The sequence below is a fragment of the Acinetobacter sp. UBA6720 genome (genome assembly GCF_002454215.1).
Lineage (GTDB): Bacteria > Pseudomonadota > Gammaproteobacteria > Pseudomonadales > Moraxellaceae > Acinetobacter.
The window spans coordinates 1-15,090 of sequence record NZ_DKIK01000066.1; the positions used below are offsets into that span (position 1 = coordinate 1).

The following is a 15,090-nucleotide window of genomic DNA, read 5'->3' on the forward strand; positions in this document are numbered from 1 at the left end:
AATCTGGCTTTTATCAATATCTTCTACAAAGACATTGCCATCAATTTCAGGTGCATCTGCGTATGAACGTGCAATCGCAACGGGGAATTCTTCATCCAGCTCATCGACCAGCACCGTCATTTTCTGACCAACACGCTTTTGAAGTTTTGCAGCAGAAATTGCCTGTTGCACTTCCATAAAGCGTTCATAACGCTGTTGCTTAATCTCTTCAGCTACATGATCTGGCAAGTCGTTTGCTGTTGCTCCTTCAACAGGTGAATAGGTAAAGCAGCCTACGCGATCCAGTTGTGCTTCTTTCAACCACTCAAGCAAGATTTCAAAATCTTCTTCAGTTTCGCCTGGGAAACCCACAACGAAGGTTGAACGAATCACCAAGTCAGGACATTTTTCACGCCATAACTTTAAACGCTCAAGGGTATTTTCACTATGTGCAGGTCGTTTCATTAGTTTTAAAACTTTTGGACTTGCATGTTGGAATGGAATATCCAAATAAGGCAAAATTTTGCCTTGTGCCATCAAGTCAATCACTGCATCCACATGTGGATATGGATAGACATAGTGTAAACGTACCCAAATACCCAGTTGACCTAAGGCCTCACACATGTCATAGAACTTTGTCTTAACAGGTTGACCATTCCAGAAGTCTAATTTGTATTTGGTATCGAGGCCGTAAGCAGAAGTATCTTGGGAGATAACGAGTACTTCTCTAACACCCGCACGTTTCAGCGCAGCCGCTTCCTCTAAAACAGAACCGACTGGGCGAGACACTAAGTCACCACGCATGCTTGGAATAATGCAGAAGGTACAACGATGGTTACACCCTTCTGAGATTTTTAAGTACGCATAATGCTTTGGGGTTAAACGAATCCCTTGTTCTGGAACAAGGTCAATAAATGGGTTGTGTTTTGGTGGCTCAGGCACGTATTGGTGCACAGCTTCCATCACTTCTTGATATGCTGCTGCCCCTGTCACTTTTAAGACATTTGGGTGCATTTGGCGAATTTTGTCTTCGTCTTTGCCTAGGCAGCCCGTAACGATTACACGACCGTTCGCACTCATGGCTTCGCCAATGGCATCTAAAGACTCTTGCACTGCAGATTCAATAAAACCACAGGTATTTACAACGACTAAATCCGCACCATCATAATCTGATGCCACATCATAGCCTTCAGTCTTCAACTGAGTTAAAATTCGTTCGGAATCAACCAATGCCTTAGGACAACCTAAAGAAACAAAACCGACTTTGGGGGATTTCATGAATCTGCGCTCCACTAGAATGCGCGTATTGTATGTCTTTTCTGTTTATAAAAATAGGTCGATTCCATACTCTTTGTGCAATGCACTAAAATAAAGCCAATAGTGTAGTAAAATTTAAATAACGCACCATTTTAAACCACTTTCGGTTTACTTGATTTTTAGAATCCGCTATATCTTAAGCCAATCGTTCATTTACAGCGCATTCCGCAAAAAAAGTGTGCTCATTCCACTATACAAAATCAAAGTTGGCGTGCATTTTGCTTAATTTGCATCAATTCAGTCCGCTATTTGGAACGCTTAATGCTTTATCAAGATGCCATTGCGCTATTTTAATACAGGATACATTCGCTAATGGATCACCCTATTTCTATCGACTACCGACTTTTAGTGGACAATTTGACCACTGCGATTTTATTGGTCGACAGTAAATTAAATATTTTTTACTTAAATTCCTCTTGCGAAGCATTATTTGATATCAGTCTTTTACGTGCCTCTGGCCAACCTGCGCTTAATTTACTCCATGCGCCCAATGATGAGTTCAATACAGAAGAAGCACTTCTCAATACTTTAAACTCGGGACAACACTACACCCGTCGTGAAGCCATTATAAAGGTTAACTTTAAAGATATTCATGTTGACTATACAGTGTCACAGCTGAATTCAAATAAACCCTATCACCCTTTACTTTTAATTGAGATCAATCCGATTGATCGGATGCTCAAAATTTCCAAGGAAGAAAATTTCCTACAACAACATCAAGTCGCACGCCAACTCATTCGCGGTGTTGCACATGAAATTAAAAACCCTCTGGGCGGGATTCGTGGTGCTACACAACTGTTAGCACGTAGTCTCAATGATCCGCAATACAGCGAGTTCACTGATATTATTATTAGTGAAGTCGATCGCTTACGTAATTTAGCAGACACCATGCTTGGTTCTCGTCAGCTCCCAAGTTATGAGTTGGTGAATGTACATGAACCCTTAGAGCGTGTTCGTTCACTCATTACCAACCAAACCAAAAAGAAAATTAAGATCACCCGTGATTATGATTTGTCATTACCTGAAGTGATGGCCGATCGTGATCAACTAATCCAAGTCATGTTGAACATTAGCGTCAATGCAGTGCAAGCCATGACTGAAAATAAAGAGTTCTTTGTCGACCATCAACCTGAACTCATGTTACGCACCCGTATTCAACGTTTAGTGACCATCAATGGTGTACTGCAACGCTCTGTGGTACGGATTGATATAGAAGACAATGGTCCAGGCGTTCCAGAAGAAATTTTAGAATCCGTGTTTTACCCACTGGTCACGGGTCGTGCTAAAGGCACAGGACTGGGTTTAAGTATTGCGCAAAATATTATGCATCAACATAACGGAATGATTGAATGCCAATCTGTTCCCGGAAAAACAACTTTTAGCTTATATATACCTTGGGAGTTAAACCATGTCGCGAAATAAAATATGGGTAATTGATGACGATCGCGCCATGCGCTGGGTGCTGGAAAAAACGTTCAAAGAAGAAGGTTTTGACGTCACAAGCTTTGAAGAAGCTCAATCCGCTTTAGACCAACTCAGTTTAGATGCACCCGATGTGATTTTGACTGATATTCGTATGCCTGGCATTGATGGCTTAACTTTTTTAGCGAAAGTTAAAGCTAACTATCCTGACCTACCTGTCATTATTATGACGGCTCACTCCGACCTAGAGTCTGCTGTTTCAAGTTATCAAACAGGCGCATTTGAATATTTACCTAAGCCTTTTGATATTGATGAAGCCTTGGCTTTAGTGAATCGTGCGATTTTGCACATCACCAAAATGCAGCAGCAAGAATCAGCAAAAACGGTACAACCGATTCAATCGACCGAGATCATTGGCGAGTCTCCTGCCATGCAGGAAGTTTTCCGTGCGATTGGTCGTTTGTCTCAGTCACACATTACCGTGCTGATTAATGGTGAATCTGGTACAGGTAAAGAGTTGGTTGCGCATGCTTTACACCGCCACTCACCACGTAGCAGCAAACCTTTCATTGCGCTCAACATGGCCGCGATTCCAAAAGACCTGATTGAAACAGAACTTTTTGGTCATGAGAAAGGTGCATTTACAGGGGCAAATACACAACGACAAGGTCGCTTTGAACAAGCCAATGGCGGAACGCTGTTTTTAGATGAAATTGGCGATATGCCTTTTGAAACGCAAACGCGTTTACTGCGGGTACTGGCTGATGGCGAGTTTTACCGTGTCGGTGGTCATATTCCAGTAAAAGTAGATGTCCGTATTGTCGCAGCAACACACCAAGACTTAGAAAAACTGGTACATGATGGCCGCTTCCGTGAAGACTTATATCACCGTCTGAACGTGATTCGTATTCACATTCCAAAACTGGCACATCGTAGCGAAGACATCCCAATGTTGGCGCAGCACTTCTTGGCACGTGCGGGCAAAGAATTAGGTGTAAGCCCTAAAATCCTTCGCCCAGAAACGCAAGAATATATGCAACAGTTGCCATGGCAAGGCAACGTACGTCAGCTCGAGAACACCTGTCGCTGGCTAACAGTCATGATTACAGGACGTGAAGTCTATCCTGAAGATCTACCATCAGAACTGAAGCAAATTCCAATTACACGCTCAGGTGAAGATGCGCAGTCCGCACATAATTTAGATCGTATTGCAGTGCATCATTGGGATGAGTTATTGGGTCAATGGGCTGTACAGAAGCTTAAAAATGGCGAGATGAAAATTCTCGATATCGCCACCCCGATGTTCGAACGCACTTTAATCATTGCTGCGCTACAACAAACCCGTGGCCGTAAACGGCATGCGGCTGAGTTACTCGGTTGGGGGCGTAACACCCTTACGCGTAAACTCAAAGAACTCGGTATGGATACCGCAGATGATGAAAGTGAAGAAGAAGCTTTAGAAAACTAAAAGCAGCTTCATAACTGACTCAAAATAAAAGCGCCACAATGGCGCTTTTATTGTTTAAGCCGTGAAGCCTAAATAGCGTGAATAACCTTCAACACCCAATGGTGCTTTTAATATAATAAATTTCGGGCAACTGGCTTGCGTTAACTCTTCAAACATAATGACTTGATCATCATGTGCATGGAGATCATCAACACTGCGCTGCATAGTCACTTCAAACTCATCTGTGATATATTCAAAGCCAATATCCATTGCAATAAATAAGGTATGTTCACAGGGCTGAACATACTGTTCTTGTGACCAATCAATCACCTGTTGTTGGCAGTGTGGACACGCTACAGGATCTGTCGCTTCACAGTCTAATGAGATCAATTGGTAAGTCATAATTTAGTTTTTAAACAAAGATGCTGCGAAGTTTAGCATAGGATAAAGTGCCTAGAACAATCATGTCGACTTTGGAAAATGCCATTGTATTGGCTACAACTCAACATGCAGGACAGCTCGATAAGGCTGGACAACCTTACATCCTGCATCCACTACGCCTCATGTTGCAATTTTCCAATCCCACCCTACAAATCATTGCTGTGTTGCATGACATTTTGGAAGATACCGCAACGACTGCTGAAGACTTAAAAGAGCTTGGCTTCAGTACCGAAATTATTCAAGCCATACAAGCCCTCACCAAACAAACAGGCGAATCCCGTTTGGAAGCAGCCAAACGCACTGTATTAAACCCTCTTGCAACCCAAGTCAAATATGTTGATGTGCTAGACAATATGAACCTTGCGCGCATAAACAATCCAACATCTCGCGACTTTGCACGTTTTGAGGAATATAAAATGGTACTTGAGATACTCGAACAAGCAAAAAAACACAGTGAAACATCTTGAATAATTAAGTCTTTTTAATTGAATCTCTACAATTTCAAAATTGACAAATCGCAACGATCACTTTTTAATTAAGCACATCGTTGCACAAATGGACATGGTGAATGTTAAGCGATTTAGATGATTTTTATTGTTTTGCTCAAGTGGTTGAACATGGCGGGTTTAGTGCAGCAGAACGCGCAACAGACATTCCCAAATCCAAGCTCAGTCGACGCGTGTATAATCTTGAAGAACGCTTAGGGGTCCGTCTCATTCAACGCAGTTCTCGACATTTCGCAGTGACCGATATCGGGATGAACATTTACCGTCATGCGCAAGTGATGATGAATGCTGCACAAGCCGCACACGACTTGGTCGATCATCTCAGCTTACAACCCCGTGGTGTGATCAAACTCAGCCTACCTGTCTCAATTGCACAAAATGAAATTGCACGTATTCTTCCAGGATTCTTAAAAGCCTACCCTGAAATCAAAGTACAAATGATGGTGACCAATCGCCGAGTTGACATTATCAATGAAGGTTTTGATATTGCCCTTCGTGTCCGCTCTAACTTAGATGATGATCCAAGTTTAGTGATTCGCAAATTTGAGAACATCGAACAGCATTTATTTGCCAGCCAAGCGTATTTGAATGAATTTGGCGAACTGAAACAACCCGAAGATTTAAGCCAGCATCATATTTTGAGTATGGTCGATGAGCATTTAGATCAACACATCATCGTACATAATGATGCACAGCAACAAAAGAAAATACGTGTAAACCCTGTAGTGATGGGCTCTGATTTGAGCATGTTGGCGCAACTGGTCCGCAAAAACTGCGGTATTGCCTTACTTCCAGACAGCATCGTACAAGATATGGTAAAAAGTGGTGAGCTGGTTCGTGTCTTGCCCGACTGGAAAGCACCGCATGGTATTTTTCATGCAGTATATCCTTCACGTCGTGGTTTACTGCCTGCTGTACGTGTGTTTATTGATTATTTAATTGATCAATTGAGTTCAAATAAGTCCCTTTAAACCAAGCCAATATAGACTCAATGCCTAAAAAATAAATATTTTTGGAAAAAAAAGAGCTTAACCGAGGTGGATAAGCTCATAAACTTTCAAAAATAAGAAACTACAGCGAGTATCTTGGAAACTATTTTAGTAAAAACATAAAGTCCAGACCAATAGCTTACATGTATAAGTTTTAATCAAAAAGCATCAAAAATGCGACAAATAAAGGGGCTTAGAAATATCAGTTATTGCTTTTAAGACTTAATTTAGCTTTTAGACCACAAAGCTAGACCAAAGTCTAAAATTTAACCGCACACAAAACCTCAAGTTAAATTTCTGGATAACTGCCCGTGCCTTCAGGCCAAGGAGACAGCAACTCAAAACCTGTTTCAGTCACGAGTACCATATGCTCCCACTGCGCAGTCAAAGAATGATCTGCTGTAACAACGGTCCAACCATCCTTAAGTTCTTTGACATGTGCTTTACCCATATTAATCATCGGTTCAATGGTAAACACCATACCCGCTTTAAGCTGCATTCCCTTACCCGATTGACCATAGTGCAATACGCTTGGCTGTTCGTGGTACACCTTACCGATACCATGACCACAATATTCACGTACCACACTATAGCCTTCACGGTGCGCAACTGTCTGGATGGCATAACCAATATCACCCAAAGTGGCACCTTGCTTCACAGCATGAATACCTGCAACCATCGCCTCATAAGTCGTATCAACTAACTTTTTAGCTGCTGGCTTTACTGTACCCACGTAATACATACGACTAGTGTCACCAAAGTATCCATCTTTAATAATCGCCACATCAATATTAATAATATCGCCATCTTTCAATACAACATTCGGCGATGGGATGCCGTGACAGACCACTTCATTTGGTGAAATACAGGTAGTCTTGGTATAACCGTGATAACCAATATTGGCAGGCGTTACTTTTAGAGTATTTACAATGAAGTCATGACAAATATCATCTAGATATTCCGTCGTAACGCCTGGCTTCACATGCTCACCAATCATCGCTAAAACTTCGGCAGCCAAACGACCAGATATACGCAGTTTTTCTACATCTTGTTCAGTTTTTATGCTCACATTTAAGCCACGCATTGAAATACCCTCAATTATGAAGTCGCAAGTATAGTCCTTTTCACATTGTTTTTGTTCAAACTTAAATCGTCTTGCAATAGTAAAGCCTCATATTGAAAATAATTTGTATAGTTTTAAGCCACTCAAACTACAATATTGGATGATCAAAATATTAAAACCCAAGCTTTTAATATTTATAATTTTTCTATTTTAAAATGGATAATCAAACACATATATCAACCCATTTTTTACGTGTTGATATATTCACTTTTCATCTTATAAAAAAATTTAATACTACCCATGAAATAAATTAGCCAAAAATACACTTATGCACTAAAATCGTCCCCTTTGTTCAACTCGATCTCCCTTTTATGACAAGTCTCCGTACTCGGGATATTGTTGCTTTGGGTTTTATGACTTTCGCACTCTTCATTGGTGCGGGCAACATTATCTTTCCACCGATTGTGGCTCAACAAGCGGGTGAACATGTTTGGCTAGCAGCGTTTGGTTTTCTAATCACCGCTGTAGGCTTACCTGTCATCACTATTATTGCGCTATCTCGTGTCGAGGGTTCGATTCAGATTTTAAGTTCGCCATTGGGTAAAATAGCCAGTCTCATTTTAACCATTACATGTTACTTAACTGTCGGACCACTGTTTGCAACACCACGCACAGCAACCGTTTCCTATGAAATAGGTTTTTCATCTTATCTTGGAACATCAAGTAGCAGCTTGCTGATCTATAGTGCAATTTACTTTAGTGTCGTCACTCTCATTGCACTGTATCCAAACAAGATTTTAGATACGGTTGGTTATGTACTTTCCCCGTTAAAGATCTTATCTTTAGCCACCTTAGGTATCGCCGCAATGGTAATTCCAACAGGTTTTGTTCCACCAGCCATTAACAACTATATTGATAGTCCTGTTTCTGAAGGTTTTGTCAATGGTTACCTGACCATGGATACTTTAGGTGCACTGGTTTTTGGTATTGTAATTATTCAAGCCATTCGTTCACGTGGGGTCAGCAACCCTAAGCTAATTACACGTTATGCAGTGATTGCAAGTATTATCTCTGGTATTGGCTTAACTTTAGTTTATCTAAGCTTATTCAAACTTGGCCTCGGAAGTCACGAAGTCGCAGCAAATGCGAGCAATGGTGCAGTGATCCTGCATGCATATGTTCAACATGCATTTGGTGACTTAGGTTCATTTTTCCTGTCAGGTATGATTTTCATTGCGTGTATGGTTACTGCAATTGGTCTAACCTGCGCATGTGCCGAATATTTCAGCTCAATTTCTAAAATTGGCTACAAAACTTGGGTCTTCATCCTGATTGGCTTCTCTTTTGTTATTTCCAATTTAGGTTTAACCAAACTGATTGCCTTTTCTGTGCCTGTTTTAAGTGCAATCTATCCACCAGCGATTGTAGTGATTATGCTGAGCTTTGGCTGGAAATACTTTAACCATCCTAGACGTGTAATTGCACCAGTTACAGCTATTTCATTAGTCTTTGGTATTCTTGATGGTTTAAAAGTGGCCAACTTTGAACTTCCTTATGCCCTCACTCACCTGCCACTTGCGGAACAAAATCTTGCATGGCTAATTCCATCACTCATTGTATTTATCATTGCAGTTGTGATCGACAAAGTGAAAAAGTAAACACAAACTGATGTCATTAAAATCTTGTTTTACCCAAACCTGATTTTAATTATGATCAATATTTGTCACATTTTATCCAAATGGACATATATTGTTTCATTTTAGCTCACATCAGTTTCTGTACGTTTCTATACATAAACCATACACCGCTAAAGTCGTATACCAAGCACTTCATATCTCTTATAAATTTAGAATTAGAAAACAAAAAAACGCGTTAAAGCCCATCCTATCATGCCATTCATGGCATCAATATTGCTTTATACAATGGGCATATAAGCTTAGGCACAACATTTATTTGCTATCTTATACCGTACGGAAATACTATTTATTCGCTAAAAAAATGCTACATACTTATATTTTGATTGGTATAGCATAATTTTTCTGAAAAATAGTTGGTTTTGCTCTTGATCAACTCAAATTTTAGCAGTACAACAGTATGAACTAACCCGACTAAATACATTGGTTTTTAGTCAAAAACTCAAGGAGGGATGGAGATGTTATCATTACATTTCAACAAGCAAGTCTTCATTAGCGCTCTGAAGGCAAACAAGAATATGGTGACGTATTTAAGTACCACCATTGCCCTGATGATTATTATGATCATGCATGGCTTAATTCAAGGTAACCTTAAAGCTGAATATTTTATTTATGCTATTGTCGTTTCACTGGCCTTTTACTTATGGGCAGTTGTCGACCAAAAATTCCGAAAGGCCACACAGTCAATTGACTAGCAAACAGGTGGATGATCAGTCATCCACCTTTGTAAAAGTACCAAGACTAAAAATCATAACAACTTAGAATAAACCTAAAAACATACCCCATAATAATCCAAAAGTTGCCACAATTTCCCCTACAACCAAAGCCATCATTGCCATCACCATGACGGATTTGGGTAAAGTCCATTTGCCTAAAATGTGCGGACTACGAAACTGGTTATTGGTATCTTGTAATACACCATGCACAATATAGCTCAGTATCGAAAAGCTAAAAAAGAATAGATTAATTGCCACAAACAACATATTTACAGGCTCTGACCACACTGAAATGACCGCCATGACGGCAATGATTAAGCTAGCAGGTGCATATAGCAAACTACTACGATGTGCGATATCGACATAATAATGCGCGCGAAATTGTGGCGAATGGCGAATTTGAGCATATTTCCACACCCCAGTTAGCATGCCTACAAATAGAAAAATTGCACTGAATAAAAGTGCGAATTTAACTGACATCTCTAATTCAACAAACTGCATGTGTTTTCCTTTTTATTTTCGACCCATTCTATACAAATCCACTTGACTTTAAAGTCATAGATTTGACAAGTTTCTTTTTGGAACTCAAGTAAAGTATGAACAACTTAAATCTATACGCCAACCATGCAGAATTACGAAACGCTCAACATCACCTGTTCCGACCATTATTCACTCAGTGGACGCTTTTATGCTGCCCAAGCTACGCAGCAAACCTTTCCTATTTTAATCTGCCCTGCAACTGGCATTACCCAACAGTTTTACCACCATTTTGCATCGTGGCTTGCTGAACAAGGTTATGCTGTTTTGGTTTTTGACTTCCGTGGAATTGGGAAATCTCTGCACGAACCACTTAAACAGTCAAAAGCGAGTATTGTACAGTGGGGACAATTGGATATTCCTGCTGCAGTAGATGCTCTATTAGATAAAACCCAAGCAACTCAAGTGATCTTGCTCGGGCATAGTGCAGGTGGGCAACTTTTAGGTATTAATCCAAACTTTAAAAAAGTGGCAAAGGTCGTAGCTATTGCTGGTTCTACTGGACACGTTAAAGACTTAAAGGGCCGTACCAAACTACTCGCTCCAGTCATGTTTAAGCTAATCTTCCCAATTGCTCGATATACATTGGGCTACGGCCCAACTCAAGCCATCGGGATGGGTGAAAACTTGCCTAAAGATGTAGCACGTGAATGGGCACAGTTTTGTAGCAAACCTGGTTATGTCATGAATGCCATAGGAAATACAGTCCAAGAGGACTTCCACCATCAAATTCGTTGCGCCATTACCTCAATTTGGGCATCGGATGATGAAATTGCCACTCAGGCCAATGTCAAAGGACTGCTTAACCTCTATCCCAATGCACAAACAGAACATATTGAATTAAAACCACAGGCTTATGGGCACAAAAGCATTGGTCACATGGCCATGTTTAAACGTTCCCACCAAAACTTATGGCCCAAAATTGCAGCGCAACTGCAGGCTTAACCTCATATAAATCACGACCTCACGTATTACACCAGTTCAAGCACTCATTGTCTGAACTGGTGTAATTCTAACCAGCAAGCGCTATATTTCACTAAAAACCACAAGCATTAATAAATTTAGTTTTATTAATTGATAAATAAATATTATATTTCCATCACAAATTTTTATTAAGTCATAGTTCATGTGATGTCTATCGCATGTGCTAGAGATGGATGAATCATGTCTGCACAACAGCAACGTCAGCTTAATCATGGGCTGAGCAACCGCCATATTCAGTTGATTGCTTTAGGTGGCTCTATCGGTACGGGTCTATTTTTAGGCATTTCTCAAACCATTAAACTGGCGGGTCCCTCTGTCATTTTAGGTTATGCACTTGCAGGTTTAATTGCCTTTTTTATGATGCGCCAATTAGGTGAAATGGTGGTTGAGGAACCAGTGAGTGGCTCTTTTAGCTATTTCGCCTATAAATTTTGGAGCCCTTTTGCAGGCTTTATGTCGGGCTGGAACTATTGGGTGCTCAATGTCTTGGTCTGCATGGCAGAGCTAAGCGCCATCGGCCTCTATGTCCAATATTGGTGGCCTGAAATTCCAACGTGGATTTCAGCACTTGCTTTCTTTGTACTGATCAATGCCATCAACCTGCTGCATGTCAAAGTCTTTGGCGAAACAGAATTTTTATTCTCCATGATTAAAATTCTCGCGATCATTGGCATGATTGCTTATGGGGCTTGGTTGCTTACCAGTGGGCAAGGTGGCGAAACTGCTTCCATTTCCAACCTATGGGCTCTAGGCGGTTTCTTTCCTAATGGTCTTTCAGGCTTAATCATGGCAATGGCCATCATTATGTTTTCTTTTGGTGGAATTGAATTGGTCGGTATTGCTGCGGCAGAAACCAAAAATCCAACGACAACTATTCCTAAAGCCGTAAACCAAATTGTCTATCGTGTTTTATTGTTTTATGTACTAACCATTATTGTTCTGCTTTCCTTATTTCCATGGAATCAAATTGCAGAAGGTGGTAGTCCTTTTGTGTTGATCTTTGACTCATTGGGCAGTCAAGGCGTTGCAACTGTACTGAACTTTGTAGTTTTAACTGCAGCCATCTCGGTATATAACGGCACCAGCTATGGCACCAGTCGCATGCTCTTGGGACTTGCTGAGCAAGGCAATGCACCACAGTTCTTAAAGAAGATTAACCAGCGTGGCATCCCTTATGCTGCTATTTTATGCTCTGCACTGGTGACATTGATCTGTGTGGTACTGAATTATATTTTTCCAGAAAAAGCCTTTAAGTTGCTGATGAGTCTTGTGGTTTCAGCGATTGTAATTAACTGGATGATGTTGGCACTGACTCATTTAAAGTTCAAGCAACACATGCTGGCTTTGAAAAAGCCGACTTTATTCCCTGTGCTGATGTATCCGTTAAGTAATTACATTTGCATTATATTTATGCTAGGGATTTTAGTAGTGATGTGGCTGACACCTGATATGCGTATTGCGGTGGCATTGATCCCACTCTGGATTGGATGTTTAACGCTTACCTATTGGTTTAAGCAAAAGCGAATGAAGCAGAAGATACTGTAAATAAGTGCGTAAATAACACCATGTAAAGGCACCCTTCCCTTAAATGGTGTTATTTACAAATCAAAGCCAATCTCCCAAATGACTTTGATTGAATAAGCTTATTGTAATCAGAAGACGCTTCAATAGTTTCTCTATTATTTGCTTGTTTCAAAGTATTTTTGAGAAATATTTTCATATAAAACCATTTATAAAGAAAATTATTAGCAGGAATTGCACATGAATGACAATCGCCATGTTTTAGATAAAATTGACCGCCGTATTTTGTCAGAACTTCGTCAAGATGGGCGTTTGACTGTGACTCAGTTAGCTGAAAAAGTTGGTCTTTCCTCCTCCCCTTGTTGGACACGGCTTAAACGTCTTGAAAATGCAAAGATTATTGAAGGCTATACTGCCAATATCAATCCCAAAGCGATTGGGATTAATGAGTTGTTTTTTATTGAAATTACACTTGAGCGCCATGATGATGAAATTTTGGAGCAATTTAGTGAAGCACTGGCCTATATGCCCGAAGTCGTTGAGGCGCACTTAGTCACAGGTGATTATGACTACTTACTCAAAGTCGCTGTAAAAAATGCAGAGCACTATGAACGCTTTTTACGTAAGAACTTATACTCCATGAAAGGTGTGCGCCATACGCGGTCTATTTTTGCCTTACGTCCATTAAAACTTGAAAACAAAGCAGATTTAACCCTCATTGAATAAGAGCTGAAAATATTTAAAAAATATGCTTTAATATGCTTTAATATGCTCAGTATGAGATGAGCCTTATATGAGTATGGCGCGAGCTATACGACTAGCCCCTGAAAAATGGGGCTTTTTAATGTCTATTATTTAACAACATCCGTGTGTCGTATTCTATTTTTTGGATTTTTCCAAATGAATCGAAATTAATTGGGCTCAATGTCATAAACCCAATTCCTAGCTTGTTGCTCTGTTGTCGTTTCACACACATAGTAGTCATGGTCCCATGCGTCTTGATGGAAAATTTCCATTTTTCGATAAGTCACGTTTTTAGCGTTTTCGACACAGACAAAGCTGTCGCCTTGATCTTTGACTTGTGTTCCATTGAGGAAACCACCAATACAGAGGAATCGAGATTGTTTGGGCATTTAATCTCAACATCTTTAATAAAATAAAAAAGCTATCTAGTTAACAATAGCTTTATTCTATTATTATATAATTTCTTTCACTTCTGTGGATGCCTCTAACTCTTTTAATTTTGCTTTTTCCAGTTTAATGTACTTCTCTTCAATCTCTTTCATATTCATTATCTTACGCTTAAATTGATAATACATCCTCAACGTATAAAAGACTTCTTTTTCATTCCTGATTTGAATGTCTTTATAATTCTGATTTTCATATTGAAACCAGACTGTGGTACCACTCTCAAAAACCTGATCACTGAAAAATTTATTTAATAATTCATTTTTCTTTTTCGGATACATTAAGTATGTTTTATTTTTATAGAACCCAATTCCCAATACTGATAAATCTAAAATTCTTAAAGAATTTTCAAATGTAAAACATTCAAATTCATTTAAGAAGCCATGCTTTCTAAATAATGCCATTAAAACGGGTATATCAGAACTTTGAATCCCAATACCACATATCAAAGGAGATATACCTTGGCTAGCCTGTATACATTGATCAATTTGCGACTTGAATAATTTGAAAAACTTCCCTACAAGCTCTTTTTCATCTTTACAATCCCAAATCCAAATAGATTTTATTCTATTTTGAAGATCTTCATCTAGTGGATTAACCTGATCACGAGTACCTAAAGCAATCACATAACTACCACCCAAAAAAAGTGAATTCTCTTGCCATGGGTTATAACAAAAACCTTGTTCTTTGCGATTTATATCTGGAACATAAAATTCAAGATCAAAAAATATTATTCGTGTTTTATTTATATCCAGTTTTGAACGCATTAAATTTTCCAAAAAAAATAAGGGCTGAATTAATCAGCCCTTATTTTATACCGCTTATTGCTTAATTTCCAAGCAAATCATAGATTTACTCTTGCGCTAGGAAAAAAGCCTTTTGGCTTTTCTTGATCCTAGCTCATTAAGTCAACTGAGCAGCAGCAATTTTCTTCGTATCAATCTCAGATGCAGGTTTAGTATAGTCTGTCATCTTGTCGAAGCTTAGGTATTGGTAGATGTCAGCAGACATGCTATCAATTTGAGCTGCATACTGTTGGTATTCTTCTGGAGTTGGTAATTTACCAAGTACAGCAGCAACAGATGCAAGTTCAGCAGACGCTAAGTAAACGTTCGCACCTTGACCTAAACGGTTCGGGAAGTTACGAGTAGAAGCTGATACACATGTTGTGTTCGGTGCTACGCGTGCTTGGTTACCCATACAGAGTGAACAACCTGGCATTTCAGTACGTGCGCCTGATTTACCATAGATGTTATAGAAGCCTTCTTCCATCAACTGATGCTCAT

General features: G+C 39.7%; 16 protein-coding genes. 9 read left to right on the forward strand and 7 right to left on the reverse strand.

Features of this window, described 5'->3' with window-relative positions:
• The coding region (rimO, locus tag B4F08_RS05465) for a 30S ribosomal protein S12 methylthiotransferase RimO (RefSeq protein ID WP_291373654.1) at positions 1-1,257 on the reverse strand (1,257 nt) is incomplete at its 3' end.
• A 351-nt stretch (positions 1,258-1,608) separates the two neighbouring features.
• On the opposite strand from rimO, the gene glnL reads away from it, so the two are divergent.
• Both glnL and glnG read left to right on the forward strand, forming a co-directional pair.
• On the forward strand, positions 1,609-2,718 hold the full coding sequence (glnL, locus tag B4F08_RS05470) for a nitrogen regulation protein NR(II) (RefSeq protein WP_004696555.1): 1,110 nt from the start codon (positions 1,609-1,611) through the stop codon (positions 2,716-2,718).
• A complete protein-coding gene (gene glnG / locus B4F08_RS05475; RefSeq protein WP_086207624.1) occupies positions 2,705-4,186 on the forward strand; it encodes a nitrogen regulation protein NR(I) in 1,482 nt (493 codons plus the stop codon). Before glnL ends, glnG begins: the two co-directional genes overlap by 14 nt.
• Positions 4,187-4,240: 54 nt before the next feature.
• On the opposite strand, the gene B4F08_RS05480 is transcribed toward glnG, so the two are convergent.
• Complete coding sequence (locus tag B4F08_RS05480; protein WP_291373658.1) at positions 4,241-4,567, reverse strand: hypothetical protein; 327 nt, start codon at positions 4,565-4,567, stop codon at positions 4,241-4,243.
• A 62-nt stretch (positions 4,568-4,629) separates the two neighbouring features.
• On the opposite strand from B4F08_RS05480, the gene B4F08_RS05485 reads away from it, so the two are divergent.
• Positions 4,630-5,073: a phosphohydrolase gene (locus B4F08_RS05485; protein WP_291373660.1), complete on the forward strand. Its 444-nt coding sequence runs from the start codon at positions 4,630-4,632 to the stop codon at positions 5,071-5,073.
• 101 nt (positions 5,074-5,174) lie between these two features.
• Positions 5,175-6,083 (forward strand): LysR family transcriptional regulator, encoded by a 909-nt coding sequence (locus B4F08_RS05490; protein ID WP_086207627.1) that lies wholly within the window; start codon positions 5,175-5,177, stop codon positions 6,081-6,083.
• 307 nt (positions 6,084-6,390) lie between these two features.
• Here the strand turns inward: B4F08_RS05490 and map are convergent, their stop codons facing one another.
• Positions 6,391-7,185, reverse strand: a complete 795-nt coding sequence (gene map / locus B4F08_RS05495; RefSeq protein WP_291373663.1) for a type I methionyl aminopeptidase — start codon at positions 7,183-7,185, stop codon at positions 6,391-6,393.
• A gap of 350 nt (positions 7,186-7,535) precedes the next feature.
• Here map and brnQ point away from each other — a divergent pair, with 350 nt between their 5' ends.
• Complete coding sequence (gene brnQ, locus B4F08_RS05500; protein WP_110974147.1) at positions 7,536-8,822, forward strand: branched-chain amino acid transport system II carrier protein; 1,287 nt, start codon at positions 7,536-7,538, stop codon at positions 8,820-8,822.
• Between the two features lie 494 nt (positions 8,823-9,316).
• Positions 9,317-9,553: a hypothetical protein gene (locus B4F08_RS05505; RefSeq protein ID WP_291373665.1), complete on the forward strand. Its 237-nt coding sequence runs from the start codon at positions 9,317-9,319 to the stop codon at positions 9,551-9,553.
• A gap of 63 nt (positions 9,554-9,616) precedes the next feature.
• On the opposite strand, the gene B4F08_RS05510 is transcribed toward B4F08_RS05505, so the two are convergent.
• On the reverse strand, positions 9,617-10,075 hold the full coding sequence (locus B4F08_RS05510; protein ID WP_291373667.1) for a hypothetical protein: 459 nt from the start codon (positions 10,073-10,075) through the stop codon (positions 9,617-9,619).
• Positions 10,076-10,198: 123 nt separating this feature from the next.
• On the opposite strand from B4F08_RS05510, the gene B4F08_RS05515 reads away from it, so the two are divergent.
• From B4F08_RS05515 to B4F08_RS05525, 3 genes are all read left to right on the forward strand, one after another.
• Positions 10,199-11,056, forward strand: a complete 858-nt coding sequence (locus B4F08_RS05515; RefSeq protein ID WP_291373669.1) for an alpha/beta fold hydrolase — start codon at positions 10,199-10,201, stop codon at positions 11,054-11,056.
• A gap of 219 nt (positions 11,057-11,275) precedes the next feature.
• On the forward strand, positions 11,276-12,640 hold the full coding sequence (locus tag B4F08_RS05520; protein WP_086207633.1) for an amino acid permease: 1,365 nt from the start codon (positions 11,276-11,278) through the stop codon (positions 12,638-12,640).
• Positions 12,641-12,856: 216 nt separating this feature from the next.
• Positions 12,857-13,342 carry an Lrp/AsnC family transcriptional regulator gene (locus B4F08_RS05525; RefSeq protein ID WP_086207634.1) on the forward strand — a complete coding sequence of 162 codons (486 nt, stop codon included), beginning with the start codon at positions 12,857-12,859 and terminating at the stop codon, positions 13,340-13,342.
• Positions 13,343-13,527: 185 nt separating this feature from the next.
• On the opposite strand, the gene B4F08_RS05530 is transcribed toward B4F08_RS05525, so the two are convergent.
• The 3 genes from B4F08_RS05530 to B4F08_RS05540 all read right to left on the reverse strand — a co-directional run.
• Positions 13,528-13,749, reverse strand: coding sequence for a hypothetical protein (locus B4F08_RS05530; protein WP_291373672.1), 222 nt, complete (start codon positions 13,747-13,749; stop codon positions 13,528-13,530).
• Positions 13,750-13,812: 63 nt separating this feature from the next.
• Positions 13,813-14,571: a hypothetical protein gene (locus B4F08_RS05535; RefSeq protein WP_291373674.1), complete on the reverse strand. Its 759-nt coding sequence runs from the start codon at positions 14,569-14,571 to the stop codon at positions 13,813-13,815.
• 136 nt (positions 14,572-14,707) lie between these two features.
• Positions 14,708-15,090: aconitase family protein (locus B4F08_RS05540; RefSeq protein ID WP_291373676.1), on the reverse strand; the 383-nt coding region annotated here is incomplete at its 5' end.

Excerpts from the sequence above, each read along its gene's own strand:
- B4F08_RS05505 (WP_291373665.1), top strand. The coding sequence starts at position 9,317 with ATGTTATCATTACATTTCAACAAGCAAGTCTTCATTAGCGCTCTGAAG.
- map (WP_291373663.1), bottom strand. The coding sequence starts at position 7,185 with ATGCGTGGCTTAAATGTGAGCATAAAAACTGAACAAGATGTAGAAAAA.
- B4F08_RS05480 (WP_291373658.1), bottom strand. The coding sequence starts at position 4,567 with ATGACTTACCAATTGATCTCATTAGACTGTGAAGCGACAGATCCTGTA.
- B4F08_RS05490 (WP_086207627.1), top strand. The coding sequence starts at position 5,175 with ATGTTAAGCGATTTAGATGATTTTTATTGTTTTGCTCAAGTGGTTGAA.
- B4F08_RS05485 (WP_291373660.1), top strand. The coding sequence starts at position 4,630 with ATGTCGACTTTGGAAAATGCCATTGTATTGGCTACAACTCAACATGCA.
- B4F08_RS05515 (WP_291373669.1), top strand. The coding sequence starts at position 10,199 with ATGCAGAATTACGAAACGCTCAACATCACCTGTTCCGACCATTATTCA.
- B4F08_RS05510 (WP_291373667.1), bottom strand. The coding sequence starts at position 10,075 with ATGCAGTTTGTTGAATTAGAGATGTCAGTTAAATTCGCACTTTTATTC.
- glnG (WP_086207624.1), top strand. The coding sequence starts at position 2,705 with ATGTCGCGAAATAAAATATGGGTAATTGATGACGATCGCGCCATGCGC.
- B4F08_RS05530 (WP_291373672.1), bottom strand. The coding sequence starts at position 13,749 with ATGCCCAAACAATCTCGATTCCTCTGTATTGGTGGTTTCCTCAATGGA.
- B4F08_RS05535 (WP_291373674.1), bottom strand. The coding sequence starts at position 14,571 with ATGCGTTCAAAACTGGATATAAATAAAACACGAATAATATTTTTTGAT.
- glnL (WP_004696555.1), top strand. The coding sequence starts at position 1,609 with ATGGATCACCCTATTTCTATCGACTACCGACTTTTAGTGGACAATTTG.
- brnQ (WP_110974147.1), top strand. The coding sequence starts at position 7,536 with ATGACAAGTCTCCGTACTCGGGATATTGTTGCTTTGGGTTTTATGACT.
- B4F08_RS05525 (WP_086207634.1), top strand. The coding sequence starts at position 12,857 with ATGAATGACAATCGCCATGTTTTAGATAAAATTGACCGCCGTATTTTG.
- B4F08_RS05520 (WP_086207633.1), top strand. The coding sequence starts at position 11,276 with ATGTCTGCACAACAGCAACGTCAGCTTAATCATGGGCTGAGCAACCGC.